The organism is Flavobacteriales bacterium (genome assembly GCA_025210805.1).
In the GTDB taxonomy this organism is placed as follows: domain Bacteria; phylum Bacteroidota; class Bacteroidia; order Flavobacteriales; family CAJXXR01; genus JAOAQX01.
This window is the reverse complement of the sequence record JAOAQX010000029.1, coordinates 19,703-44,393: the sequence shown is the minus strand read 5'-3', so window position 1 is coordinate 44,393 and position 24,691 is coordinate 19,703. Positions and strand designations below refer to the sequence as shown.

Sequence of the window (24,691 nt, the reverse complement as noted above, 5' to 3'; positions counted from 1 at the left end):
TTAAACTATGTTAGAACCGTACTTAATATATCATTATTTCCCATTTGTACTGGCATTCATTTTGGCGGCAGTTGTTTCTTATTACACCATCCCTCCCATTATACGTGTTGCAAAGCTCAAGAACCTATACGATGTTCCTGATGGAAAAAGAAAACTCAATACTCGTGTTGTTCCTACCCTTGGTGGAATGGCTATTTTTCTTGGGTTTATTATCGCTGTTGTTATTGCATCCTATAATATGGAGTTTATTCAACTGCGATATATTGTTGTAGCCATGGTCATCATCCTTTTTGTGGGACTCAAAGATGACATTCTCTACATTTCTCCAAAATCAAAATTAATAGGACAACTGGTAACAGCCACCATTCTTGTGGTTTTTGCCGATGTAAGATTCAATACGCTACATGGTCTTTTTGGTTTGCACGAAATCAATTATTGGATTAGTTTACCTTTATCCATCTTTGGGATTACAGTCTTAACAAACTCTTTAAACCTTATCGACGGAATCGATGGACTCTGCTCTGGTACAGGTGTCGTTTCCTCTCTATTATTTGCTTTGCTTTTCTATTTAAATGATGATTATGAAATGGCTTTGGTAGGCTTAGCACTTGCAGGTTCTTTATTTTCTTTCTTTATTTACAATGTTTTTGGGAAAAAGAATAAGATATACATGGGAGATACTGGATCTCTTATTGTAGGATTCGTTTTGAGTGTTTTGGCGGTAAGATTTAATGAAATTCACCTACCAGATAAAGGGCTACTTGAAGTCGTAGAGCCACCTGCCATTTCTATAGCTGTTTTAATTATTCCATTTATTGATACACTTAGGGTATTTACTTTAAGAATCTTAGATGGAAGATCGCCTTTTTCTGCTGATAAGTGGCATACGCATCATAAACTTTTAGAATTGGGATTATCCCACTTTCAAGCCACCATTTTGTATTTAATTTACTCAATGGCTTATTTTATCATTATCCTATTTCTACAACACCATTTAGACAACTGGATTCTTTTGGTTGTGATGATACTTTTAGCTTTAGCCTTATTACACATTCCAAATATTTTAGTAAAAAAAGGTGTAAATTTCGGCAATAATAACCAACTGAAAGTTAATCGATTCAATAGACAAATGAGACGATTAGCCGACGACAAAAAAACTTCTTAATGCTTAAAAAATTCAATTATTTCCTTGTATTCTCAATGCTTTCAACGGCTTTGTTTGCACAAAATGAAAAAGACAAGCAAGAACTCGAAGATAGAAGAATAAACTACAATCCTCAATATCTTTTAGATCTTTACGAAAAAAATCTTTACTCTTACGAAAATACTTTTCATACTGCCATCCGCCCTTTTAGAGCAATTGACCTAAAAGATCATATCAGCCCAGAAGCTGTAAAGGGATATTATGGTTATGATGAAGATAACTCTAGATTTATGAATATTCTTATGCACAGAGATTTGATTCGATATGCGGGAGAAAAAAACGATCATATTTATGATGTCAGAATTAATCCGATTATGGATTTTGATTTGATCTCAGAAACTGGAGGATCTGCTTTTACCAATACGAGAGGAATCCAAATAATTGGGCAACTTGGAGATCGTTTTCATTTTTATACTGATCTGAGAGAAAACTTAATGAAACTCCCAAGCTGGGTAAAAAATGAATCTGTTAATGAAAGAGCCTTGGTGGTCCCAGGAATGGGAAGACCCAATCATTTAACAACAAATGGAGCTCATGATTTTTCTAATGCTTCAGGGTATATCCACTATAAAACAAAAAGTTTTTTCTCTTTTGAGTTTGGAACAGGAAAGAATTTTATTGGAGAAGGTCATCGATCTATGATATTATCGGATAATGCTGCTAACTACCCTTATCTAAAGATTCAAACACAGTTCGGAAAAGTAATGTATCAGAACATTTTCTCTAAAATGATAGATGTGTCTTATGACCCAAGCAACCCTCAAGATAAACTTCATGGTAGAAAATATATGGCAATGCACTATTTTTCTATCAACCTAGGAAAACGCTTTAATATCGGACTCTTTGAATCAATTGTATGGAATGGGCAAGTAAATCCTGATGGAACAGAAAGTAGAGGGTTTGAAATAGCTTACTTAAACCCTATTATTTTCTATAGATCTATAGAACACTCAATAGGTTCTGGAGGAGGTAATGCACTTCTAGGATTAACGGGAAGTTTCAAGGCAAGCGAAAGAACACAACTCTATGGGCAATTCCTATTTGATGAATTGAGTTTTAGTGATTTATTTTCTGGCAATGGATCGTGGAAAAATAAATTTGCTTTCCAAGCAGGAATGAAGTCTTTTGACCTATTTCATATAGAAAATTTAAACTTTAGAGCAGAGCTCAACCTTGCACGTCCTTTTACTTACTCACACCACAGTGGTTTAACAAATTACGGACACTATGAGCAAGAAATGGCTCACCCGCTTGGAGCCAACTTTATTGAATTCCTAACACAAGCTTCATATCAATACAAAAGATGGCGTTTTAGAGGTCAAATTCAGCTTGCGCAAAAAGGTTATGATGCCGATGGTAATAACAATGGTTCGGATATCTATGAACCTAACGTATACAAAAACAGACCTTACGGCGATTTTGGAAATACCTTTTTGTTTGGAAACAAAGCAAGTATTACTAATATTAACGGAACTATTGGTTATGTTGTCAATCCAACCTATAACCTCACCCTCGAAGCAGGAATTTGGTTAAGAGATTTTTCTCCAGAAGTAGAACTCGCAAATTTTAAAGGATCTACAACTACAATGCTAAGTTTTGGATTAAAAACCAATTTATTCCCAAGATACTACGATTTCTAAAATGAGCCCAACCACAAAAAAACGTTATTTACTAATCTATTTTCTAGCCATTCTATCAATTATTCTTGGTGCCAGCTTACTCAAAGAATATATGGTAATTCTTGTAGCTTTTGGAAGCTTATTACTGCTTGTCCCTTGGTTTGGATGCTTTATGGACGTACTGAACCACAAAAGAGAAAATAGAGTGCTATGGATCTTGTTATTACTTTTTACTAGTACAATTTCCATTCCTATATATTTATTACGCAAATAGCCCGTTCTATTTTAACAAAAAAGCCTTTTCGTTTACACGGAAAGGCTTTATTGTTAAAAATATCAATCGTTTACGAGAATACCAGATTTTTTTAAGAAAGGATTGGATGGTGTTATCTCTTAAAAGAGATAGTTCCTGAGATTCATTCTAGCCTTATAAACAAAAAATAAAGCCTACATAGATGAAACAAATCAGAAAATTCGACAAAGAACAAAATACTATATTATTAGACGATCAATATTTATTTGCTTTTTCTTGTAGTGATGGTTTTTCGCACAGATTATTAAGTGCTGAATTTGTTTTAGATTATGATTATAACTATACATTGGAGCTTAGTGCCTTTCAGCATAGTAAACTCACCAGTAACAATTCGGATTCATTCGTCGAAAAGGAACAGCTTAATGGTAAAAAGTTAGAATTGGTGGAAGGTTTACTTTCTTCTAATTTCAATTCGTTAAAACAAGAATATACTTGCGAAGGACTTGCGATTACGGATATTGGTAGCCAACAAATATTTATTAATCTTGATAAAAAGACTAAGTATATTCATATAATAAATGGATTACCAATAGAATACTTTAGCACAGATACTGAGAAAAAGCTCTTTCAGCTAAATGAATACTTTAAAGAATTAATTCAAGTAAAATACCAAAAATGGATCACCAAATAATACCATTTTCGGAGTTAATTTACTCACTATTTAAGCCGAAAGGGGGATGTTACACCAAGTAAACACACCCGAAAAAGAAGCTAAAATTTATGGGTAAATTAACTCCGTAAATGGTATAAACCTCAAAACATCGGAATTATACTGCTTACGGTGTTAATTCAAGCCTACACATTCACTTTATTCATTATTCATATATTACATAATATAAAGAGAGGTAATTTAAACTTGAAATGGTGTTTATAGAATGACCTATCTACTAAAATTTTATGCAAAAAAAAGCCGTTCCAATTGGAACGGCTTTGTGAAAATTTCTAAATAATTACGCTCTATTTGAATTATTTAGTTGACTTCTTAGTGGATTCCATATTGAAATCTACACGTCTGTTTAAAGAAGGAAGTTCATATTTTGGTTTTTCTTCACCATTATACTTCATCTTAATTCTATCAGCAGAAATTCCATATCTCTCTAATAAAACTTCTCTAACAGATTGTACACGTTTCTCTGATAATTTCAAGTTATAATCTTCAGAAGCAGAAGCATCTGTATTTCCTTCTAATTCAACAACAGCTTCTGGATGTTTCTTCAAGAAATTCGCTACCGCTTCAATAGATGCAAACTGATCTTCTCTTATACTGTGTTTATCTAGATCGAAATATACTGGATCAAAGTTCACGTGGTTGTAGTCAATAATTGTTTTAACCTTAACAATTTCCACAGGCTTTTCAATAATTGTCTCTTTGATATAAACAGTATCCACTCTACTTGCATCTTCGTCTATAACGATTTCTGTAGTATCATTACCCATATCTTCTAGCAAAGTACCTTTGTGCCATTTGTTTGATTGAGAATTAACCACATTCTTAGAGAAATCATAAGCTAATCCTACATAGCTATTCCATATTGCATCACCTCCACTTTTGTGATGTGGGTTTGCTGGTGATTGTTTATCTTTATTATCAAATCCTTCATCTTCATGAAGTCCATCAATCTTATCGTTGTGTGTAATAAAAAATCTAGAACCTACGTCAAGTGATAATTTTTCTGAAAGTAGGAATTCTGCTCCTAGTCCAAGTCCATACATTGGAAGAAGATAAGAGAATTCTTTGGTTTCTGGCTTACTATTAGGATACTCATTTTCAAGTATTGATTTGTGGTATGCCTTAGTCAAAGTTCCATTAGAAGAAAATCCGCTTACATTTGCATCTAGATAAATAAGCGTTTTAGGCTTTTCTTTACCAAAAATATATTTTGAGAAATTCCATCTTATATCAGCACCAAATCTAAAAACATCCATTTCACTATGAGCAATAGTATAAGGTTGATTTGTTGCAATTTGTTTCACACCTGAAATACTTCCATAAGCCAACTCTAAACCAATATCAAAGTATCGACTCACAGCCTTTCCTGCTCTTACTCCAAATCCAAGATCAACAGCTCTATTGACCTTTGATAAATTTTGATAATATTCATCTACATCAATTAAGTCGCTTTCATTTTGATAAACATCAGCCATTCCAACTACGTCTCCAAATATTACATAATGCTCTAGTCTTGCAGATAAGCTCCAGTCATTCCAAAATGTTCTGATAGGCATATCCATGTCTAACTTAGAATCATTGCTATCCTCTGGCTTAATCACTTCTTGAGCCATAGCAAATGTGCTTAAACACAAACTTGCTACTAAAAGCTTTAAAGTTTTCATATTATAAAAAGTTTCTTTGTTATAGTTTTTACGCTACAAAAATAGAGTATTTTTTGAAAATCACCTTGTTTATTTAGAAAAAAACAATCTAAATACGTTCTATCGTCATTTTTTGACTATTGATTTGTTGTTAAAGTTGTTAAAATGCCACTTTCCTTTGATAACTCCTTCTTCCATATATATAAACCCAGGATTAGACCTCACAATTGTTTTTAAAGTGGTCTCATCGGTGGTTCCAAACTGTACAAAAAGGTCTTCTTTTGCGAGTCCTTTTCGTATTTCATCAAAATTAGATGAAGTTAGAACAATCACACCAATGTCATTCTTTTGCGCCTTTCTTATTGCTTCTTTTGTCTTTTTCCATCCATCAAAATCGGATTTCTCATAGGAATAACTCACTACTAATAGTGCTTTGTCCCAAAGCAATACAGATTCTGTGATGTCTTCACCATCGTTATTGGTAATGGAGAAATCATGGATTGGTGGCTCATATCCTTTTTCTATTTCTTTAGGTTCTAAATCACCGCGATATTTCCAGTTCTTGTCATCCCATGGGATATTTGCCATTTCAACACCTTTGACATCACCTGTTTTCACATTCTCTATAAAGACATGTGTGATTCCTTGGGGTGCATCGTCTGGCACGGTCATTCCTGCGGGAATACTGGCTTCTATTTTATACGGACGATAATCTTTTATGGGTAAATTTTCAATGGTATATTTTACAAACAACAAAGAAACTACAGTCGCTAAAACTGCCGGAAGACATGATGCCCATTCTTTTTTTACAATGATTTGTAAAAATATTCCTAAACCAAGAATAATTAGTGCAAACAAAATTGGGAAGTTCCATTCAAATTGTACAAAACTCAAGAGAGCTATAAATACAAAAGAACCTATGGCTATTTTGTTAGTAAGAGATTGATTTTTTAATGATTCGTGTTTGGTATTTATCAAAAATGGGATAAACAAAACCAAAAGTATCATATCTTTTGCAAAAGACTGCCAAGGTGTAAATTTTATGGCATCTCCAAAACAACCACAATCTGTCACCTTATTATAATAAGCACTATAGAATGTAAGAAAACCAAAAAATATCAGAAAAAATAGAAGCAATGCCGAAGTCGCTTTTGGTTTTATTGCTAAAATCAGCATGAGACCTAAAACAATTTCTGCTACACAAACTATAATTGCTAATATCAATGAGTATTCTTGCAAAAATGGCAAATTGAATACTGCTTCAGAAAAATATTCATCCAATTTATGAGCAAATCCAATTGAATCATTGGCTTTTATCAGCCCAGAAATAATAAAAATACTACCTACTAAAAGTCTGGAAAGGGAAATAAGTGCTTTCATTTATTCGTTTTCTTTGTATCTAATAAGTGCAAAAACTGCATAGTTAAACATGTCATGGAAATTAGCGTCCATTCCTTCGGAAACCAAAGTTTTTCCTGAGTTATCTTCTATTTGCTTGATGCGTAATAGTTTTTGTAAAATCATATCTGTGAGAGAACTCATACGCATTTGACGCCAAGCTTCACCATAATCATGGTTTTTTGCCATCATAAGCTCTTCTATTCTCTGTCTTTGTTCTTTGTAAAGTTCTACGGCTTTTTCTGTATCGATATCAATATGATCTGCAACGCCTTTTTCTAATTGAATTAAAGCCATTACAGAATAATTCACAATTGCAATAAGCTCTCCTTCAATTCCCTCAGCGATCATTTGACTTTCAGACTCCTCTAGAGTTCTAATTCGTTTAGCCTTTATATATAATTGATCTGTAAGACTTGGAACTCTAAGAACTCTCCAAACACTTCCATAATCTTCTAATTTCCTTGAATACAATTCTTGGCATTCGTCTACAATTATTCGATATTGCTCAAGGGTATTTAACTGGTTATATTCCATTTATTGTTTCAATTTAGTTGCCATATAGACTCTTGTGAGTATTTTCTTTGTATGGATAGGAAAATCTGACCTTTGAATCCAAGAATAATATCCCTGATCTTTTTCAAATATTTTGTCGGCTGGTTGGTTTTTATATTTTCCAAAATTAAAACAAATATTTTTTTCTTTGTCGTAGACCAACATACCTGCAAAATCAGCGTTTCTTCTATGTCCTTTTGTGAAGTTATAGAGAAAATCTACATCATTTTTGATGTCATCATAATGATCTATCTGTGCTTTTAGAATTTCATAGGTAGCTCTGGTATCAGCTTCTGCACCGTGGGCTCCCACAAGTTCTTTGTCACAGTAAAAACGATATGCCGCTGATAGATTTCTGGGTTCTTTTTTAAAGAAAATAGATTGAACATCTACCATTCTTTTAGATTCCCAATCTACATCGATATCCACTCTGGCAAATTCTTCTGCAAGTAATGGAATATCAAATCGATTTGAGTTATACCCTGCCAAATCAGCTTCCTTAATCCAGTTGAGAACATCTGAAGCAATATCTTCAAATGTGGGAGCTTCAGCAATCATTTCATCTGTAATCCCATGAATATCTGATGCTTCTTTTGGAATTTTCACCGTGGGATTTACCCGCCAAGTTTGTACTTTTTCTTCTCCATTGATTCCTACTCGGATAATGCAGATTTCAACAATTCTGTCTTTTACAATATTGGTTCCTGTTGTTTCTAAATCGAAAAAAACAAGAGGTCTTTTTAGTGCTAACTCCATGCGTTTTTTTATTTACAAGGGTAAAGATAAAGGGATTTTCGGGAACTTGTATTCTATACGTTTTTATATAGCAAAAAAAAGCAATCAAAATGATTGCTTTTTTTTTATTTTTTGAGCTATAGTACTACTTTTCCTTGTACAAAACTGTATTTATCTAATATGTCTTGAAGGGAGTCTTTAACAATATTATAGGCTGGAACATATTTTTCGTCTAAAGGTTTTGAGGGTGGAAACTTTAATTTAAAAGGATCCACTTGCTTACCCTTATACCAAAAACGATAGCAAACATGATAACCAGTTGCTAATCCTGTTTTCCCTACATAACCTATCACTTCTCCTTGTTTTACATGAACCCCTGGTCTAATCCCTTTTTTAATTTTGTTCATGTGTAAATATTGAGTTGTGTAAGTCCTGTTATGTTTTACTTTTACATAATTCCCATTGTTTCTCTTGTATTTTGCATGAGTAACCACTCCATCGGCTGTGGAAAAAATAGGGGTATTTTTGGGTGCTGCGAAATCTGTTCCTTTGTGTGCTTTTATTCTTCCCGTTACTGGATGTTTTCTTCTTCTTTGATACCTAGACGAAATTCTGGTATATTGAACAGGAGCTTGCAAGAAAAATGCTCTTAAATTCCCAGCTTTTTCATCATAATATGAATCATTATACTCAAAGGCATAAAAATTTCTATTACGATGATAAAAGTTTGAAGCATACAGATCTCCAATTCCAATAAATTGACCATCTACATATTTTGCATCATAAATAACTTTGAATTTATCACCTGGTTGAATACCGAAAAAATTAATTTTCCAAGGGTATATTCCATCAGCCAACAATACAACGAGTTTTTGTGACAGTCCTATTCTTTCCATCGTTTGCGATAACGAGCCTTGAATTTCTCCTGAGGCAAACATTCGCTTGGTCACTACTGGTTTTTGTTTATGTTCTACATAAATAGAATCTCCAAAATGATATAAATAATGATCTACAGCATTTGCTTGATAAACAAAAATTTCAGGAATATTTACGGTATCTTTTTTACTCAGAATCATAAATTTTTTCCCTACTTTCATGTCTCTCACATCCAAAATATCTTTGGATGCATTAGCGAGGTTAAAAATAGTTCTTGACGAAACACCTTGACCATCAAGAATCTGCCCTAATGTCTCCCCATAGGCTATTTCAGATTCGTCTATACAATAATTCTTCAAATTGACATCAAAGAAAAACTGACTTGAATCTACTACTATTTTGGTTTCTTCTTCTGCTATTTTCGGTGGGTGATACTCTTCTGTTTCACCACAACTAAAAAAAACTGTTGTTATTGCTGTTATTGCAAAGACTTTTTGTAACGATACGAAATGATTATTTACAAACTTCCTAATGTGTTTTCCACCCATGCTCTTCCCCAATCTTCTTTTTCTTGTTTTGTCCAAAGTTCCGGAAAAAATATTCTTTTTTGGAATTTCGGTGGTAAATATTCTTGCCAGTTTGATCCTCCTGTGGCTTCTATGACTTTATTTCTTTGAGCTAAATAGACCATTGCTGTTCTATAATGACGTAATGGCCAATTCACATTTACAAGACTATCATAGCTCTTCATTGCATGAATTACTTGCTCATCTTCCCTATCTTCTTTGGGCAATTTCATATACTGATCCCAAATAGTAAACCCTTTTATATCAGAAGTAAATGCTGTAAAATGTTTCCAATACTTCTTTTCGAATTCCACATTTGTATGTGCAGGTTTCCCGGTATCTTTTTGAATTCCTCCTTGTCTCCAATACACATTTTCAAGTTGTTCTTGGTGGGTTAAGTCTGTGTATCGTTTGTCTTTATGTACTAGGTTTTCTAATGGCGTACTGATAAATTCTATCTCTCTATACTGCCTAGACTGAAATCCACTGGCGGGTTGTAGAGATTTTCTAAATGTTAAGAATTGTTCTCTTTCCATTCCATGAGACATCACATCAAATGAATCTGCCAATACATGAAAATATCGTGTTACACGTTCCAATTTCCCTAATAACAACTTCTTGGTAAGTTCTTGTGCATCTTTCACTTGATTAAGCTCATGTAAAATGAGTTTAAAATAAAGCTCCGTAATCTGATGATACATTATAAAAATAGGCTCATCAGTAATTCCAGTAACTGGATTTTGAAGTGACAACAAAGTATCTAAATGAATATAATCCCAATAATTAAAGGCTTTTGTATGATACAATCCTTCTAAATATGATTGTAAGTCTTGCCCTGTAGAACTGTATTTATGATGTAGTTTTTCTAGAATATCTTTCAATTCTTGGTTGTTTTCCCAATCCATAATCAAATAAAAAATTTTTCTAATTTAATATTTTGAATTTACTTTCAGCAATGATAATTATCATAAAGCAGTTATTTTTCTCAAATTTTAGCAAAAAAAGACCTAATAATCTTTTTTTACTAAAAATTCGCTAATAATATCACTAGTCTTGAACCTCTTCAAAATCTACATAATCTCCCAATTTATCGGTACTCGGCTTTGTTTTGGTATTCTTCTTATAAAGCTTTTCTACCTTAACCTCTCCTTCTCTTCTTTTATCATTTCTGGGAGGTTCATAATTAGGATCTCTTTTCTTAAATTCTTCGTTGATTTTCTTTTCGAAAGTTTTCTCTACTCTCTTCAATAAAAACTTCTTGATATAAGGTGCAAGAAACTTAATGAGTAAATAGATGAATAAAATGATGAGTATTACTCTTAACATGTGCTATAATTGTAGTGTTTTCATATTTCTGTAGAAGCCTTCTTGGATTTCCATTAATGCTTCATGGTTTCCTTCTTCAATAACTTTACCGTCTTTCATTACTACTATTTTATCCGCCTTTCTGACAGTTGATAATCTATGCGCAATGACAATTGACGTTCTTTCTTTCATCAAAACCTCGAGTGCTTTCTGTACATATTCTTCTGATTCAGAATCCAGTGCAGATGTTGCTTCATCAAGAATCAAAATCTTAGGATTTTTAAGAATTGCACGTGCAATTGCGACTCTTTGCCTCTGCCCTCCAGATAACTGAACTCCTCTATCACCAACAATAGTTTCATATCCTTCTGGGAAAGAGTCAATAAATTCATGAGCAAATGCCTTTTTGGCAGCTTCTTCTATTTCCTCCATACTTGCTTCTGGTTTTCCGTAGGCAATATTTTCCTTTATTGTTCCTCCAAAAAGGACTAATTCTTGAGGAACTATTGCCATTTGATTTCTGATATTGGCAAGTTGTAACTCTTTAGCGTTGACTCCATCAAATAAAAGTTCTCCTGCATTGAGCTGATAAAATTGATACAAGATTGCAGCTAAGGTTGATTTTCCAGCTCCAGACCCTCCAACAATTGCAATTTGTTCTCCTGGTTTTATTTCTAAATCAATTCCTTTCAAAACGTCCATTTCTGGTCTGGATGGATATGCAAATTTTAAATTCTTTAAAGAAATTGCCCCATTTAGCTTTTTTATTTGCCCATTCTCATCCTCTAAATTCTCTTGAGTTTCATCTAAAATTTCCATAAGTTTATCAGAGGCTCCTACTGCTTTTTGGAATTGCGTATAAAGATCACCCAAACTCCCTAAACTTGCAGCAATAAATACCGTAAGAAAAAGAAACTCTGTTAAGCCACCAATTGTAAGAGAACCAGATTGAATCATGTGAACTCCATACCATACAACGGCTACAATGGATCCAAAAACTCCAAAAACTACAAAAGAAATAAAAGCAGCTCTAAGTTTCCCTCCTTTTATGGATAAATCCTTGATTTCATTTACTTGAATACTAAATCGTTTCACCTCAAAAAGTTCATTGCTAAACGCTTTTACATTTTGAATAGCTTGAAAAACCTCATCTACAATAGTTTGCGAATCGGCTATTTTTCCTTGAACCATTTTTGAGTATTTTCTCAATTTTTTCCCAAAAAACACCGCCAGCAATACAATAATTGGTAAAATAGCCAACATGAATAAGGCCAACCTAGCTGATGCCATAAACAACATCGCTGTTCCAATAAGTAATACGATAACTTGTCTTAAAATTTCGGCAGATGTGGTCGTTAAAGTTTCTCTTAATAAAGCTATGTCAGATGATAATCGACTAGAAAGCTCTCCCACTCTATTGGTATTAAAAAAATGCATGGGGAGTTTCACCACATGATTAAAAAAATCTTTCCTTAAATCTGCTAATGATTTTTCAGTAACATTAATAAATAATACGACCCTGAAATAAGAAAAAACTGCTTGCAAAGCAAATAATCCTAATAAAATCAAAGCGATATTATTGATGTTTTCAAAATCCGTACTTTTCTCTGTGGCTTGTTGAACAAGTTTTCCTAAATATTTAGGAAATATTAGAGAGGCTAAACTTGATAAAAATAAAAAAACCAACCCAATGGAAAACGTAAATCTATATGGAATGAGATAACGATAGATTCTCAAACCATTTTTCCAATTTTTCTTACTCAGTTTTATTTTCTTTTCGTCCTTTTCTTTTTTTCTTCCAAATGGAGGCATAGGTCTTTTTATTAATTGTTCATTTCTTGAATCTAAAGTATCAAAAAGTAGTTACAAAAGATTTTTAAGAAATTGTTTTTTCTTTTGGCAGCACAAATTTACCTTTTTTAAGTGAGGGATTGCTTTTTCGAGTGCGGCAATATCCATGCTTTTTTTGAGATTTATGTAGTTAAATTGAATATTAATTTATCATTAAGCGAAAAGAACCAAACATTCATCAAAAATACAGCTCTAAAAGCATATTTTTTTCTAACTTAGTTTTCTTAACCAGTCATTAAATATGATAGACTCAGAAAACGTACAAAAATCTGATGGAAACCCTTTTAATCCTAGAATCAATCAAAAGATTTTGGATGAATTGGCTATTATTTCAAAAAAATACGACGCTCAAAAGAACCCAACTGAAACCCATAAAACTACTTATGTGTTAAATTCTTTTTTTGAGAAGAGTCCTATTAACATAAAATTTACAGAAAAAGAGCTTAAACGTATCTCTAAAGATGGTGCTAAAATTTTGTATTCTCATTATGCAAAAGATTATTTTTCTTACCTTCTAATTCTCAAATTAGCTTTGGGAGTTCGTAAAGATGTTAAAATTATCGCTCCTAAAAAATTAGCTTGTTTAGATTTTCTAGAATCTCATATCATTCCATTAGAAAAAAAAGAAAAAGGAATTGATCCTTTAGCAAACTCACCAGCAATAAATGAAAAAGCAAAAGCTCACTTGGCACAAGGTGGACTAATATGTGCATTGCCTTTCAAAAAAACGAAAACACCTCTTAATAAAATTGAAGACCCTTTAGATTTTGAACTTAAAGATCGATTTATTGATTTCTTAAAACAATATCCTAATGACATTCATGCCATTTTATTGGATTCCAACAGTAGAATTAGGCAAAGAGTTTTTAATAGTTTTTTATTTTCATTAACAAAAGATGATTTCGAGAAAAAGGAACTTTCTATAGTCATTAGAATTTCTAAAAAAATCAGTTCTGCTGATCAAATTTCTTATCTAAAAAAACGCACTTTTCAGAAGCAACTAAGAACAAAACTAAAAGCGCTTAAATGTGATACTTCTAAGTGGAGTTTAAAATCACTTTTTGTTAGTAATAATAATACCGCAATGGAATCTATTGCGGTAGAAACACCAAAGTCCTTAGTTCTTGCCGAAATTTCTAAAATTTCAGAAGAAAATCTCTTGATCGAACGGAAAAACTTCCAGTTGTATCTTATTGGAGCAAAAGAATATCCAAATATTATAAAAGAAATAGGAAGACTTCGTGAAATCACCTTTCGGGCAGTAGGAGAAGGATCTGGAAAACCTTATGATTTAGATAATTATGACTACTATTATAAGCATCTTTTTATCTGGGATAAAGAGAAAGAAATGATAGTAGGGTCCTATCGTGTTGGTTTCGGTGACGAAATTATGAGCAAATACGGAAAACCAGGGTTTTATACTTATGAATTGTTTAGATACAAATCTGAAATGAACCGCTATCTCGATCAATCTATGGAACTCGGTAGATCCTTTATTCGCCAAGAATATCAGAAACATCCTATTACTTTGATGTTTTTGTGGCAAGGAATTCTTCAGCTTTTAATTCGTTTTGAAAACAATCGTTACCTTTTTGGGGCTGTTTCTATTAGTAATTCATATTCCAGAATTTCTAAAGAACTTATTGTAGGCTTCTTGAAGGAACATTATATGGATCAAGACCTTAGTAATTTAGTTAAGCCTCGAAATCCTTTTGTTCTTAAAAAGAAGAAAATGGTAAAAACTATTTTAGAATCTGGGGAGCATAATTTAAATGACCTAGATAACCTCATTGATGAGTTGGACCAACAACATAATAGAATTCCCGTGTTGATAAAAAAGTATATAGGTCAAAATGCACGTGTGCTAGGGTTTAATGTAGATCCAAATTTTTCAAATTGCTTAGATGCTTTGGTTCTTTTAGATTTTGCAAAACTACCTATGGAGACAATTCAGAAATTTGCAAAAGACGAAAACTTTGATCATCAGCAACGTTTAGATGCCTTACAAGCAAAAGATAAAGAATGAATTTTCTAGCTCATATTTACCTTTCTGATGAAGATAAAGAAATAGCAATAGGGAACTTCATTGCGGATAGCTTACCAAGCAATAATTTCCAGTATTTCCCCGAAAAAATACGCATGGGAATTGTTTTACACAGAGCCATTGATACTTTTACTGATGCGCATCCCATATTTAGAAAAAGCAAAAAAAGGCTGTTCAAAAACTATCGACATTACAGTCCCGTAATTGTAGATATTATCTATGATCATTTTTTGGCAAAAAACTGGAAAAACTATCACGCTAAAGAACTGGACTTATTTGTTGATGAATTTTATCATTCACTAGATGAATATTTTGATATATTACCTATTCAAACTCAAAGAATGATGCCTTTTATGATCAAAGATAATTGGCTATTGAGTTATGCTCATAAAGAAGGAATTGCCAAAATTTTACATCAAATGAATCACCGTACAAAAAATCGTTCGAAAATGAATTTAGCGATTATTGATTTAGATGAGAATTATCAAGATTTTGAAGAGGAGTTTACAACTTTTTTTGAGGAATTAAGAAACTTTGCTAAAGTGAAATTAAGAGAAATAAAAAGAGACTTTTCAAACAAAAAAGCAAAAAACAACTAAAATGAAAATTGCGGTAATCAGCGGCGGTTTCAGCTCTGAGAAAATTGTGTCCTATAAAAGTGCTCAAACAGTAATGGAATCCTTATTGGGCGTTTTTGAAGAAGTATATTCTATTAAAATAGAAGATAACAACTGGTTTTGTGAATTTCAAAACAAAGAATTTCCTATTGATAAAAATGATTTTTCGGTTGTCATCCAAAATCAAAAAATTTCATTTGATTTTGTCTATCTTATCATTCATGGAACTCCAGCTGAAGATGGGTTATTAGCGGCTTATTTTGAAATGCTCAATATTCCTCACTCGAGTTGTAGCCCTATGATGGCACAAGTTACCTTTGATAAAGCCATGAGTATTCAATTAGCAAAGTCATACGGAATTCCCATTGCAGAGTCTATCGTAGTTCAAAAATCTGATTTTGAGAAAAAACCGACTTGCGATCTCTCTTTTGACTTTCCAGTTTTTGTAAAAGCCTGCAGATCGGGCTCTAGCTTTGGAGTAAGTAAAGTTCATGAACAAAAAGATTTAGAAAAGGCCATTAATCACGCCTTTGAGTTTGATTCAAAATGCTTGATTGAAAAAGAAATGAAAGGCACTGAGGTTACTTGTGGTGTTTATAGAAATGAATTAGGGATTCAAGAACTTGCAATTACTGAAGTAGTTGCTCATAACGACTTTTTTGATTTCGAATCTAAATATCATGGTGCTTCAGATGAAATTACTCCCGCTCGGATTTCCAATGAATTGACGCAAAAAGTGTTTGCCTTAGCAAAAGATATTTATCAAAAATTTGAACTTCAAGGAATTTGCCGAATAGATTTTATCATTGAGGATAATAAACCCAAAATGATAGAAATAAACACTATTCCTGGTATGACAAAAGAAAGTTTTATTCCTCAACAAATTCATTACCGTGGTTATGATTTAGGGATATTTCTAAAAGAACAAATTCTATTTTTGAAAAATTCTCAATAGGGTTATCGGGCAACTAAAAGACAAAAAAATCCCCACTTTTAGTGGGGATTCATGCCTAATAATATAATACCTTTATAGTGTTATTCTCCTGAAATTGCAATTCGGATTTTCTCTTCTACTTCAGCAGCCAATTCTAAATTATCTTCAAACAACTGCTTAACACTATCACGTCCTTGCCCTAGCTTGATATCTCCATAGCTATACCAAGAACCACTCTTCTTTAGTACTTCGTAATCTGTTCCAAGATCTACTAATTCACCTACTTTTGAGATTCCTTTTCCATACATAATATCAAATTCTACCGAACGGAAAGGTGGTGCTACTTTATTCTTCACAACTTTTACTCTCGTTTTGTTCCCAAGAACTTGATCACCGCTTTTTATTTGCGTACTTCTTCTAATGTCTATTCTTACAGAAGAATAAAATTTCAAAGCGTTACCTCCTGTGGTAGTTTCTGGAGATCCAAACATTACTCCAATCTTATCTCTCAATTGATTAATAAAGATACAAGTACACCCTGTTTTATTGATAGAACCTGTTAATTTTCTTAGTGCTTGAGACATCAATCGTGCTTGTAGACCCATTTTTGAATCTCCCATATCTCCCTCTATTTCAGATTTTGGAGTCAATGCTGCAACCGAATCTATTACAATAATATCTATTGCACCCGAACGAATCAAATTATCTGCAATTTCTAGTGCTTGCTCTCCGTGATCTGGTTGGGAGATTAATAGATTATCTGTATCTACACCAAGATTTTCTGCATAAAACTTATCAAAAGCGTGTTCTGCATCAATAAAAGCTGCTATTCCACCAGTTTTTTGAGCTTCTGCAATGGCATGAATTGCCAAAGTAGTTTTACCAGAAGATTCAGGTCCATATATTTCGATGATTCTTCCTTTTGGAAATCCACCAATTCCTAAAGCAACATCCAAACCTATTGAACCTGTAGAAATAGGCTCGACATCTACAACTGGGCTATCACCCAATTTCATAATTGTACCCTTACCATAGGTTTTATCTAGTTTTTCCATGGTAAGTTTAAGTGCTTTCAGTTTTGCTTCTTTTTCTTTATTATCGCTCATCTTTCTTTTTTTTCGTTGATTTGTTTACAAAAGTAATGCTCAATAATGACAACTAGTGTCACTACTTATATAAATCTAAAATTTGTTCGGCGTGTGCCTTTGTTTTCACTTTTTGAATGATATGTTCAATAACTCCATTCTCATCAATAACAAAAGTGGTTCTATGAACTCCATCAAATTCTCTACCCATAAATTTCTTTGGTCCCCAAACTTCAAATTGATTTAAAACCACTTTTTCTTCATCTGCTAATAAATCAAATGGGAATTCATGTTTAGCAATAAATTTTTGATGTTTTACAGCTGAATCTGGGCTCACTCCTAGCATTTCGAAACCTTGATCTTTTAATTCAGAAAAATGATCTCTCAAATTACAAGCTTCAGCGGTGCATCCTGGTGTATTGTCTTTAGGATAGAAAAACAAAATAAGTTTCTTACCCTCAAAATCTTTTAATGAAATATGTTTTTCATTTTGATCGATCCCCTGAAATTGAGGCGCTTGATCTCCTATTTTTAAAGTGGTCATTTTTATTATCTTTTCATTCAAATGTACGTATTTTTTACAAGGCATTTCTATTCTCGATAAGAAATTCCGAAATGCAAAAAAAAATATTGAAAACAAAAAAGCCATCTAAAAATAGATGACTTCTCTGCTTTCACAACAAATATAAATATATCTTTATGTGTTTAACCTAAATGGTATTTCAATGGAGAATTTCTTGAAATTCTCTGTAGCCTTTTAATGGCTTTAAGTTTTATTTGTCTTACACGTTCTTTTGAGATATCCAATCTTTCGGCAATTTCTACATAAGATTTTTGAGAAGAACCGAACAATCCAAAATATTCTGTAATAACAATTCGTTCTTTTAGCGGAAGTTTCTCCACTACATCAAGAATATCTGAATTTAAAGATTCTATTTCTAATCCATCATCTGGACGATCCATATCTGAATCTTCCATTAAATCTCCAATTTTTGATTTCTCATCTTCCTGAACGGGTGCATCCATTGAAACAGGACCTCTAGAGATTTTTTGAGATTCGATTACCAATTCAATTGCAACATCATATTCTTGAGCAATTTCTAATGGAGAAGGTTCTCTTTCCAATTTATGACTTAGTTCTAAACGGAATTCGTTTATTTGCTTAATCTGAGCAATTTTATTGGCAGGAATACGAATCATTCTTGAAGTTTCCCCCAAAGAAGCCATGATTGACTGACGAATCCACCAAACAGCGTAAGAGATAAATTTAAAACCTTTTGTAGGATCAAATTTTTGAGCAGCTTTAATTAAACCAATATTCCCATCACTAATCAAATCTTCTAAAGGAATCCCTGTAGATTGATACTGCTTAGCAACAGAAACTACGAAACGTAAATTGGCGTTTACCAATTTCTCCAAAGCTTCGGTATCATTTGGGTTCTTTTGAATTCGAGTAGCGTACTCCACTTCCTCATCTGGCGTAAGGAGTTCAGTTTTTGCTACTTCATGAAGGTATTTATTAATCGAGAGACTATCTCGATTGGTCAATTGCTTACTAATTTTCAGTTGTCTCATGGATCTCTTTTTTAATAGAAAAATAACACAAAAATTATGCCCAAAAAACATTTTTTGTTCATAAGTTTGTTAATTAATCTTTTTTCTGCTAATAAAAATAAATTCCCAAGGGAAATGCTTTATCTTTGTAAAGATGGAATTTTTAGAAAACGGATACCCTATTTATACTGGCATATCAATCGATAATGCCTATCAAGCCTTTAGCCAAATATATCCCAAAGAATATTCAAAAATCCTCATCCTAGTAGATAAGAGGGCAAAGATACATTGTTTATCTAAATTTCTCTCCTTTTCTTCGTTAAATAATTACGAATTATTAGAAATGGAAGGTGGAGAAAAACATAAAACACTTGAAACTTGTACACTTCTATGGGAAAAAATGACTCAACTAAAAATTGATCGTAAGGCGTTATTGGTAAATTTAGGCGGAGGAGTCGTTACAGATTTAGGAGGGTTTGTTGCTTCTACCTATAAAAGAGGAATTGATTTTATTAATATTCCTACAACCGTTTTATCTCAAGTAGATGCGTCAGTAGGGTCTAAAGTTGGTATTAATTTTCAAGGATATAAAAATCAATTAGGTGCATTTTCGGATCCAAAAGCTGTTATTATAGATGAACGCTATCTTAAAACACTGGATAAACGAAATATACTAAATGGTTATGCCGAAATTTATAAACATGGATTAATTGCTGATGCAAAATATTTTGATGATACGATTAATGAACGACTGAGTTGGGAAGAGATTCTTAGAAAATCCATCGAAATAAAATCTCATATTGTTCAACAAGATAAAAAAGAAAGTGGAATACGTAAGTCCTTAAATTTCGGACATACTTTTGCTCATGCCATTGAAACTTTAGCACACAAAAAACAGATTGATATTCTGCACGGAGAAGCCGTAATCTTGGGCTTATACGCTGAGTGCTTTCTTAGTGCCCAATTTTATAAAAATGAAATGATTGATCTAGAATTTTTACTTCAAAAATACCATTCATACAAGCACATTAACTTAATTAACTCTGAATTAATACCATTCATCCAACAAGATAAGAAAAATCACAATAATAAATGTAATTTTGTTCTAATCAAATCAATAGGATCTTGCACCATTGATATTCCTATTGATCAAACTCGAATTCTAGATACTATTAATTATCTAAAGAAATTATTATGCAAATTACGGTAGAACCGTCAAAAAGTTTGTGTAACAGATACTTGATCCTTCATCACTTATTGGGGAATAATGTTGATGAACTTCAATTATCATCAGCTGATGATGTTCAAGTGCTCAAAAGTATTTTGAACGGACAGCATGGAAATCACTGGAATGTGGGTCACACAGGTACAGCTTTTCGATTTCTTACGGCTTTGGCTTGTTTACAAAATGAAGAAATAATTCTCACAGGATCTGAAAGGATTAAAGAACGCCCAATAGCACCTTTAGTCGATATTCTCAGAAAATGGGGTGCAGAAATAAGCTACCTAAATAAAGAAGGCTTCGCACCACTAAAAATTAGTTCCTCAAAATTATCTCCTACAAGTATTTCACTTGAAAAATTAGCCTCCAGTCAATTTATCACTGCTCTCCTACTCATCGCTCCTTTTCTTGAAACAGAATTAAACTTTCAACTTCATCCCAAACAAGGTTCAACATCCTATATAAAAATGACCTTGGATTGTTTAAAAAACACTGGTCTTAATTGCAGTTATAAAAATAATCAAATCTCAATATACCCAGTATCAGATACTTTAAAGGTAAAAGATTTTCCAAAAATAGAATCAGATTGGAGCTCTGCCAGCTATTGGTATTCCATGGTTGCTTGTGGGATAATAAATGAATTAGAGTTGAGCTACTTCACCTCAGAATCTTCACAAGGAGACGCTGTACTTCCACGAATATTCAATCAACTAGGGGTCACAACAGTTTTTCAAAGAAATCAAAAGATTTTACTAAAAAAATCAAAAGCTGTTAGTTATTTCAAAATAGACTGTACAGAATGTCCAGATATTGCTCAAACATTACTCATAACTTGTATTATCAAACAAATTCCATGTGAAATTTCAGGCTTAGAATCTCTCGTTGTTAAAGAATGTGATAGATATAACAAAATGCCTGAGGAATTAAAAAAACTCCAAATTAAAATTATTAATGATAGTTTTTGTTGGGCTTACCACGGTGAACCTATTCAAATAAATAAAAAGACAGAAATACAAACGCATAAAGATCATAGAATTGCATTATCCTTTGCTCCTATTCAATTTTTGTATCCTGACATAATAATAACAAACAAAAAGGTGGTCAATAAATCATATCCTGATTTTTGGTCATTTTTTGAAGAACTAAAATCGCATCAACCGAATTTATTATAGTAAATTCGAAACGGAAAAAATCACTATGATTACATTAAAAGATATTTACAAATCATACCAGAACACCTCGGTTTTACGGGGCGTGAATCTCACCATTAATCAAGGGGAAGTTTTAAGCATTATGGGAGCTTCTGGAGCTGGTAAAACAACTTTACTACAAGTCCTTGGCACTCTTGATAAATTTGATGCTGGAGAAATATGGTTTAACAAAATGAATATTAAAAATCTCAAAAAGAATGATTTAGCCAAATTTCGGAACCAAAATATTGGTTTCATTTTTCAGTTTCACAACCTTTTACCCGAGTTTTCTGCTTTAGAAAATATTGCCATGCCAGCCTGGATAAAAGGAGATACCAGAACAGTTTCAACACAAAAGGCAATAGACTTACTTAAACGACTGAAGTTAGAATCTAAAAGGCATAAAAAACCAAGTGAACTAAGTGGTGGAGAACAACAAAGAATTGCTGTTGCCAGAGCTTTGGTTAATCAACCTCAAATAATTTTGGCAGATGAGCCTTCAGGAAATTTAGATTCACAGAATGCTCAAGATTTACATGAATTATTTATGGAATTCAAAGAAGAAAACAAACAGTCATTTGTCGTTGTAACCCATAATGAACAACTCTCAAAAATTTCAGACAGACAGCTTTATATGAAAGATGGAATTTTTATAGAAGACACTGTTTTAAGATAAAATTTCAAGTTATCTTTTCAAAATTGTTTAATGAATCTCCTCCTTAAAATAGAACGATAGAATAAATTCCTTTCCTCACGACATTTTTGGAAATAAATATTACCAATTTTTATCCATTTTTTTTATATTTTTGCTTATCAAAATAAGGAATTCAGATGAATATAGATCAAGCAGAAATGGCTAGAGAAAAGATTACCAAAACGATACTTGATGACTATAAATTAATTGTCAAAAGTAGAGAAACCTCTTTACTCGGTCGAAAAGAAGTTCTTACAGGAAAAGCTAAGTTCGGAATTTTTGGAGATGGAAAAGAATTGGCACAACTTGCCATGGCAAAAGTCTTTAAAAACGGTGATTTTCGATCTGGTTATTATCGTGATCAAACTTTTATGATGGCTATTGGACAATTAACCGTTCAAGAGTTTTTTGCCCAACTATATGCGCATACAGACGTAGAAAAAGAGCCTGCATCAGGAGGAAGAATGATGAACGGACACTATGGAACACGTTCATTAAACGAAGATGGAAGCTTTAAAAGTCTGATGAGTCAAAAAAACTCTTCTTCAGATATTAGTCCAACAGCAGGGCAAATGCCTAGATTATTAGGTCTTGCTCAAGCTTCAAAATACTACCGAGCTACTCCAGATGCTGATCAAGAAGGAATGTTTACCAACGGAGGGAATGAAATTGCTTTCGGAACAATTGGAAACGCCTCTACTTCAGAAGGATTATTCTTTGAAACAATTAATGCGGCAGGTGTTTTACAGGTACCCATGATTATGTCTGTTTGGGATGATGAATATGGTATTTCTGTACACGCCAAACATCAAACTACAAAAGAATCAATTTCTAAAATATTAGCTGGTTTTCAAAGAGATGAAAACGATAAAGGTTATGAAATAATTACAGCACGTGGGTGGAATTACCTAGAACTCGTTGAAGCTTTTGAAAAAGCTGAACAAATTGCTAGAGAAGAACATGTACCTGTGCTTATTCATGTAAATGAAGTAACCCAACCACAAGGTCATTCAACTTCGGGATCTCATGAACGTTACAAATCTAAAGAACGCTTAGAATGGGAAACAGAATTTGATTGTGTTGCAAAAATGCGTTCTTTTATTCTAGAGCACAATTTTGGTGATGCCGAAACACTTGATGCTCTTGAAAAAGAAGCACAACAAGAAGTAAAAGAAGCTAAAAGAGAGGCTTGGACAAACTTCTTAAATGAACTAAAAGAAGAAAGAAATGAAGCTGTAGCACTAATTAAAAAAGTAGCAGAAGCTTCGCCAAACAAAGTATTTATTGAACCTACTGCTAATACTTTGGAAAAAGATACGGAACCTATCCGAAAAGCCATCTTTAGTGCCGTAAAATCTACACTTAGAACTGTACGTGGTGAAGACAACGAAGCTGTTAGAGCTTTAAAACAATGGTTAGCCTTAGAATCTGAAAATAATTTTTATCGCTATTCATCTCACCTAGTTTCAGAGGGTGAAAATAGTTTTGATACCGTACCTGAAATTGCTCCAGAATACTCAGAAGAATCTAAAAAAGTAGATGCTCGTGTAATTCTAAGAGACAACTTTGACACCTTATTAGCTAAGGATCCTCGTGTGATGATTTTTGGAGAAGATTCAGGTTATATTGGCGATGTAAACCAAGGTCTTGAAGGACTTCAAGAAAAACATGGTGAAAACCGTGTGTCTGATACAGGAATACGTGAAGCAACCATCCTAGGACAAGGAATAGGTTTAGCCATGAGAGGACTTAGACCCATTGCAGAAATTCAATATCTAGATTATCTTCTTTACGCCTTACAAATCATGTCTGATGATTTAGCAACTGTGAGATATCGTACGATGAATGGACAAAAAGCACCACTTATCGTTCGAACACGTGGTCATCGTCTTGAGGGAGTTTGGCACTCTGGTTCTCCAATGGGAATGATTATTCATGCGTTGAGAGGAATGCATATTTTGGTACCAAGAAATATGACTAAAGCTGCAGGGTTTTACAATACCTTACTACAAATGGACGATCCAGCACTTATTGTAGAATGCTTAAATGGATACCGTTTAAAAGAACAAATGCCAGAAAACTTGGGATCTTTTACAACACAGATAGGTAAAGTGGAAACCATTCATCATGGGGAAGACATTACAATAGTTTCTTATGGATCTACACTAAGAGTTATTATGGAAGCCGTGAAAGAATTGGAAAAATCAGGAATATCTTGTGAAGTAATTGATGTACAATCTCTTTTACCTTTTGATATTGACCATGATATCGTTGAATCTATCAAGAAAACAAACCGTGTAATCTTTATTGATGAAGATGTTCCTGGTGGAGCTACTGCTTATATGATGCAAAAAGTACTTGAAGAACAAAATGCCTATTTCCATCTGGATAGTGAACCTAAAACATTAGCATCCAAAGAGCATAGACCTGCTTATGGGACAGACGGAGATTATTTTTCTAAACCAAACGTAGATGATGTTTTTGATGCCATTTACGATATGATGAGTGAAGTAAAACCAAATCAATTCCCTTCAATCTATTAATTGAGGATTATATCTTAATAACAGAAACCCCATTCTTCAAATAAGACAATGGGGTTTTTTGATAAAAAATTAG

The 24,691-nt window shown here is 33.0% G+C and carries 22 protein-coding genes; 10 read left to right on the top strand and 12 right to left on the bottom strand.

Features of this window, described 5'->3' with window-relative positions:
* The first annotated feature begins 7 nt into the window (after window positions 1-7).
* Both N4A45_12065 and N4A45_12060 read left to right on the top strand, forming a co-directional pair.
* A complete protein-coding gene (locus N4A45_12065; GenBank protein MCT4665956.1) occupies window positions 8-1,165 on the top strand; it encodes an undecaprenyl/decaprenyl-phosphate alpha-N-acetylglucosaminyl 1-phosphate transferase in 1,158 nt (385 codons plus the stop codon).
* Window positions 1,165-2,844 carry a capsule assembly Wzi family protein gene (locus tag N4A45_12060; GenBank protein MCT4665955.1) on the top strand — a complete coding sequence of 560 codons (1,680 nt, stop codon included), beginning with the start codon at window positions 1,165-1,167 and terminating at the stop codon, window positions 2,842-2,844. The genes N4A45_12065 and N4A45_12060 overlap by 1 nt, the downstream gene beginning before the upstream one ends.
* Before the next feature lie 36 nt (window positions 2,845-2,880).
* Here the strand turns inward: N4A45_12060 and N4A45_12055 are convergent, their stop codons facing one another.
* Window positions 2,881-3,072, bottom strand: a complete 192-nt coding sequence (locus N4A45_12055) for a hypothetical protein (GenBank protein MCT4665954.1) — start codon at window positions 3,070-3,072, stop codon at window positions 2,881-2,883.
* Between the two features lie 206 nt (window positions 3,073-3,278).
* Between N4A45_12055 and N4A45_12050 the strand changes: the two genes are divergently transcribed.
* Window positions 3,279-3,767: a hypothetical protein gene (locus N4A45_12050; protein ID MCT4665953.1), complete on the top strand. Its 489-nt coding sequence runs from the start codon at window positions 3,279-3,281 to the stop codon at window positions 3,765-3,767.
* Window positions 3,768-4,102: 335 nt separating this feature from the next.
* Here N4A45_12050 and N4A45_12045 read toward each other — a convergent pair whose 3' ends face one another.
* The 8 genes from N4A45_12045 to N4A45_12010 form a co-directional block, all read right to left on the bottom strand.
* Complete coding sequence (locus N4A45_12045; GenBank protein MCT4665952.1) at window positions 4,103-5,470, bottom strand: OmpA family protein; 1,368 nt, start codon at window positions 5,468-5,470, stop codon at window positions 4,103-4,105.
* A 105-nt stretch (window positions 5,471-5,575) separates the two neighbouring features.
* Window positions 5,576-6,829: a DoxX family protein gene (locus N4A45_12040; protein MCT4665951.1), complete on the bottom strand. Its 1,254-nt coding sequence runs from the start codon at window positions 6,827-6,829 to the stop codon at window positions 5,576-5,578.
* On the bottom strand, window positions 6,830-7,384 hold the full coding sequence (locus N4A45_12035) for a DUF1599 domain-containing protein (protein MCT4665950.1): 555 nt from the start codon (window positions 7,382-7,384) through the stop codon (window positions 6,830-6,832).
* A complete protein-coding gene (locus tag N4A45_12030) occupies window positions 7,385-8,158 on the bottom strand; it encodes a 3'-5' exonuclease (protein ID MCT4665949.1) in 774 nt (257 codons plus the stop codon). It abuts the gene before it with no gap.
* 116 nt (window positions 8,159-8,274) lie between these two features.
* The gene (locus N4A45_12025; protein ID MCT4665948.1) at window positions 8,275-9,597 is read right to left on the bottom strand and encodes a peptidoglycan DD-metalloendopeptidase family protein; all 1,323 of its coding nucleotides are present in this window, start codon (window positions 9,595-9,597) and stop codon (window positions 8,275-8,277) included.
* The gene (locus tag N4A45_12020) at window positions 9,531-10,484 is read right to left on the bottom strand and encodes a tryptophan 2,3-dioxygenase family protein (protein ID MCT4665947.1); all 954 of its coding nucleotides are present in this window, start codon (window positions 10,482-10,484) and stop codon (window positions 9,531-9,533) included. The genes N4A45_12025 and N4A45_12020 overlap by 67 nt, the downstream gene beginning before the upstream one ends.
* A 142-nt stretch (window positions 10,485-10,626) precedes the next feature.
* Window positions 10,627-10,905, bottom strand: a complete 279-nt coding sequence (locus tag N4A45_12015; protein ID MCT4665946.1) for a DUF4834 family protein — start codon at window positions 10,903-10,905, stop codon at window positions 10,627-10,629.
* A 3-nt stretch (window positions 10,906-10,908) separates the two neighbouring features.
* Window positions 10,909-12,696: an ABC transporter transmembrane domain-containing protein gene (locus tag N4A45_12010; protein MCT4665945.1), complete on the bottom strand. Its 1,788-nt coding sequence runs from the start codon at window positions 12,694-12,696 to the stop codon at window positions 10,909-10,911.
* Between the two features lie 280 nt (window positions 12,697-12,976).
* On the opposite strand from N4A45_12010, the gene N4A45_12005 reads away from it, so the two are divergent.
* The 3 genes from N4A45_12005 to N4A45_11995 are packed head-to-tail and all read left to right on the top strand — an operon-like array spanning window position 12,977 to window position 16,351.
* Window positions 12,977-14,761: a GNAT family N-acetyltransferase gene (locus N4A45_12005; GenBank protein ID MCT4665944.1), complete on the top strand. Its 1,785-nt coding sequence runs from the start codon at window positions 12,977-12,979 to the stop codon at window positions 14,759-14,761.
* Entirely contained in the window at window positions 14,758-15,378 is a 621-nt protein-coding gene (locus N4A45_12000; GenBank protein ID MCT4665943.1) for an acyl carrier protein phosphodiesterase, read from the top strand. The genes N4A45_12005 and N4A45_12000 overlap by 4 nt, the downstream gene beginning before the upstream one ends.
* 1 nt (window position 15,379) lies before the next feature.
* Window positions 15,380-16,351 (top strand): ATP-grasp domain-containing protein, encoded by a 972-nt coding sequence (locus N4A45_11995; GenBank protein ID MCT4665942.1) that lies wholly within the window; start codon window positions 15,380-15,382, stop codon window positions 16,349-16,351.
* An 80-nt stretch (window positions 16,352-16,431) separates the two neighbouring features.
* Here N4A45_11995 and recA read toward each other — a convergent pair whose 3' ends face one another.
* From recA to N4A45_11980, 3 genes are all read right to left on the bottom strand, one after another.
* Window positions 16,432-17,436, bottom strand: a complete 1,005-nt coding sequence (gene recA, locus N4A45_11990; protein MCT4665941.1) for a recombinase RecA — start codon at window positions 17,434-17,436, stop codon at window positions 16,432-16,434.
* Between the two features lie 61 nt (window positions 17,437-17,497).
* Window positions 17,498-17,959, bottom strand: coding sequence for a thioredoxin-dependent thiol peroxidase (gene bcp, locus N4A45_11985; protein MCT4665940.1), 462 nt, complete (start codon window positions 17,957-17,959; stop codon window positions 17,498-17,500).
* A 161-nt stretch (window positions 17,960-18,120) separates the two neighbouring features.
* On the bottom strand, window positions 18,121-18,990 hold the full coding sequence (locus N4A45_11980; protein MCT4665939.1) for an RNA polymerase sigma factor RpoD/SigA: 870 nt from the start codon (window positions 18,988-18,990) through the stop codon (window positions 18,121-18,123).
* Between the two features lie 133 nt (window positions 18,991-19,123).
* Between N4A45_11980 and aroB the strand changes: the two genes are divergently transcribed.
* The 4 genes from aroB (at window position 19,124) to N4A45_11960 (ending at window position 24,618) form a co-directional block, all read left to right on the top strand.
* Window positions 19,124-20,179, top strand: coding sequence for a 3-dehydroquinate synthase (gene aroB / locus N4A45_11975; GenBank protein MCT4665938.1), 1,056 nt, complete (start codon window positions 19,124-19,126; stop codon window positions 20,177-20,179).
* The gene (locus tag N4A45_11970) at window positions 20,164-21,363 is read left to right on the top strand and encodes a 3-phosphoshikimate 1-carboxyvinyltransferase (protein ID MCT4665937.1); all 1,200 of its coding nucleotides are present in this window, start codon (window positions 20,164-20,166) and stop codon (window positions 21,361-21,363) included. Before aroB ends, N4A45_11970 begins: the two co-directional genes overlap by 16 nt.
* A gap of 25 nt (window positions 21,364-21,388) precedes the next feature.
* Window positions 21,389-22,057 carry an ABC transporter ATP-binding protein gene (locus N4A45_11965; protein MCT4665936.1) on the top strand — a complete coding sequence of 223 codons (669 nt, stop codon included), beginning with the start codon at window positions 21,389-21,391 and terminating at the stop codon, window positions 22,055-22,057.
* A 155-nt stretch (window positions 22,058-22,212) separates the two neighbouring features.
* Window positions 22,213-24,618, top strand: coding sequence for a thiamine pyrophosphate-dependent enzyme (locus N4A45_11960; GenBank protein ID MCT4665935.1), 2,406 nt, complete (start codon window positions 22,213-22,215; stop codon window positions 24,616-24,618).
* The last annotated feature ends 73 nt before the right edge of the window (window positions 24,619-24,691 follow it).

Bases quoted from the DNA above. Each gene is read 5' to 3' on its own strand.
- N4A45_12045 (MCT4665952.1), bottom strand. From the start codon at position 5,470: ATGAAAACTTTAAAGCTTTTAGTAGCAAGTTTGTGTTTAAGCACATTT.
- N4A45_12065 (MCT4665956.1), top strand. From the start codon at position 8: ATGTTAGAACCGTACTTAATATATCATTATTTCCCATTTGTACTGGCA.
- N4A45_11980 (MCT4665939.1), bottom strand. From the start codon at position 18,990: ATGAGACAACTGAAAATTAGTAAGCAATTGACCAATCGAGATAGTCTC.
- N4A45_11995 (MCT4665942.1), top strand. From the start codon at position 15,380: ATGAAAATTGCGGTAATCAGCGGCGGTTTCAGCTCTGAGAAAATTGTG.
- N4A45_12055 (MCT4665954.1), bottom strand. From the start codon at position 3,072: ATGGAAATTGTACTAGTAAAAAGTAATAACAAGATCCATAGCACTCTA.
- N4A45_12015 (MCT4665946.1), bottom strand. From the start codon at position 10,905: ATGTTAAGAGTAATACTCATCATTTTATTCATCTATTTACTCATTAAG.
- N4A45_12030 (MCT4665949.1), bottom strand. From the start codon at position 8,158: ATGGAGTTAGCACTAAAAAGACCTCTTGTTTTTTTCGATTTAGAAACA.
- N4A45_11965 (MCT4665936.1), top strand. From the start codon at position 21,389: ATGATTACATTAAAAGATATTTACAAATCATACCAGAACACCTCGGTT.
- N4A45_12060 (MCT4665955.1), top strand. From the start codon at position 1,165: ATGCTTAAAAAATTCAATTATTTCCTTGTATTCTCAATGCTTTCAACG.
- recA (MCT4665941.1), bottom strand. From the start codon at position 17,436: ATGAGCGATAATAAAGAAAAAGAAGCAAAACTGAAAGCACTTAAACTT.
- N4A45_12005 (MCT4665944.1), top strand. From the start codon at position 12,977: ATGATAGACTCAGAAAACGTACAAAAATCTGATGGAAACCCTTTTAAT.
- N4A45_12010 (MCT4665945.1), bottom strand. From the start codon at position 12,696: ATGCCTCCATTTGGAAGAAAAAAAGAAAAGGACGAAAAGAAAATAAAA.
- aroB (MCT4665938.1), top strand. From the start codon at position 19,124: ATGGAATTTTTAGAAAACGGATACCCTATTTATACTGGCATATCAATC.
- N4A45_12050 (MCT4665953.1), top strand. From the start codon at position 3,279: ATGAAACAAATCAGAAAATTCGACAAAGAACAAAATACTATATTATTA.
- N4A45_11960 (MCT4665935.1), top strand. From the start codon at position 22,213: ATGAATATAGATCAAGCAGAAATGGCTAGAGAAAAGATTACCAAAACG.
- N4A45_12035 (MCT4665950.1), bottom strand. From the start codon at position 7,384: ATGGAATATAACCAGTTAAATACCCTTGAGCAATATCGAATAATTGTA.
- N4A45_12000 (MCT4665943.1), top strand. From the start codon at position 14,758: ATGAATTTTCTAGCTCATATTTACCTTTCTGATGAAGATAAAGAAATA.
- N4A45_12020 (MCT4665947.1), bottom strand. From the start codon at position 10,484: ATGGATTGGGAAAACAACCAAGAATTGAAAGATATTCTAGAAAAACTA.
- N4A45_12040 (MCT4665951.1), bottom strand. From the start codon at position 6,829: ATGAAAGCACTTATTTCCCTTTCCAGACTTTTAGTAGGTAGTATTTTT.
- N4A45_11970 (MCT4665937.1), top strand. From the start codon at position 20,164: ATGCAAATTACGGTAGAACCGTCAAAAAGTTTGTGTAACAGATACTTG.
- bcp (MCT4665940.1), bottom strand. From the start codon at position 17,959: ATGACCACTTTAAAAATAGGAGATCAAGCGCCTCAATTTCAGGGGATC.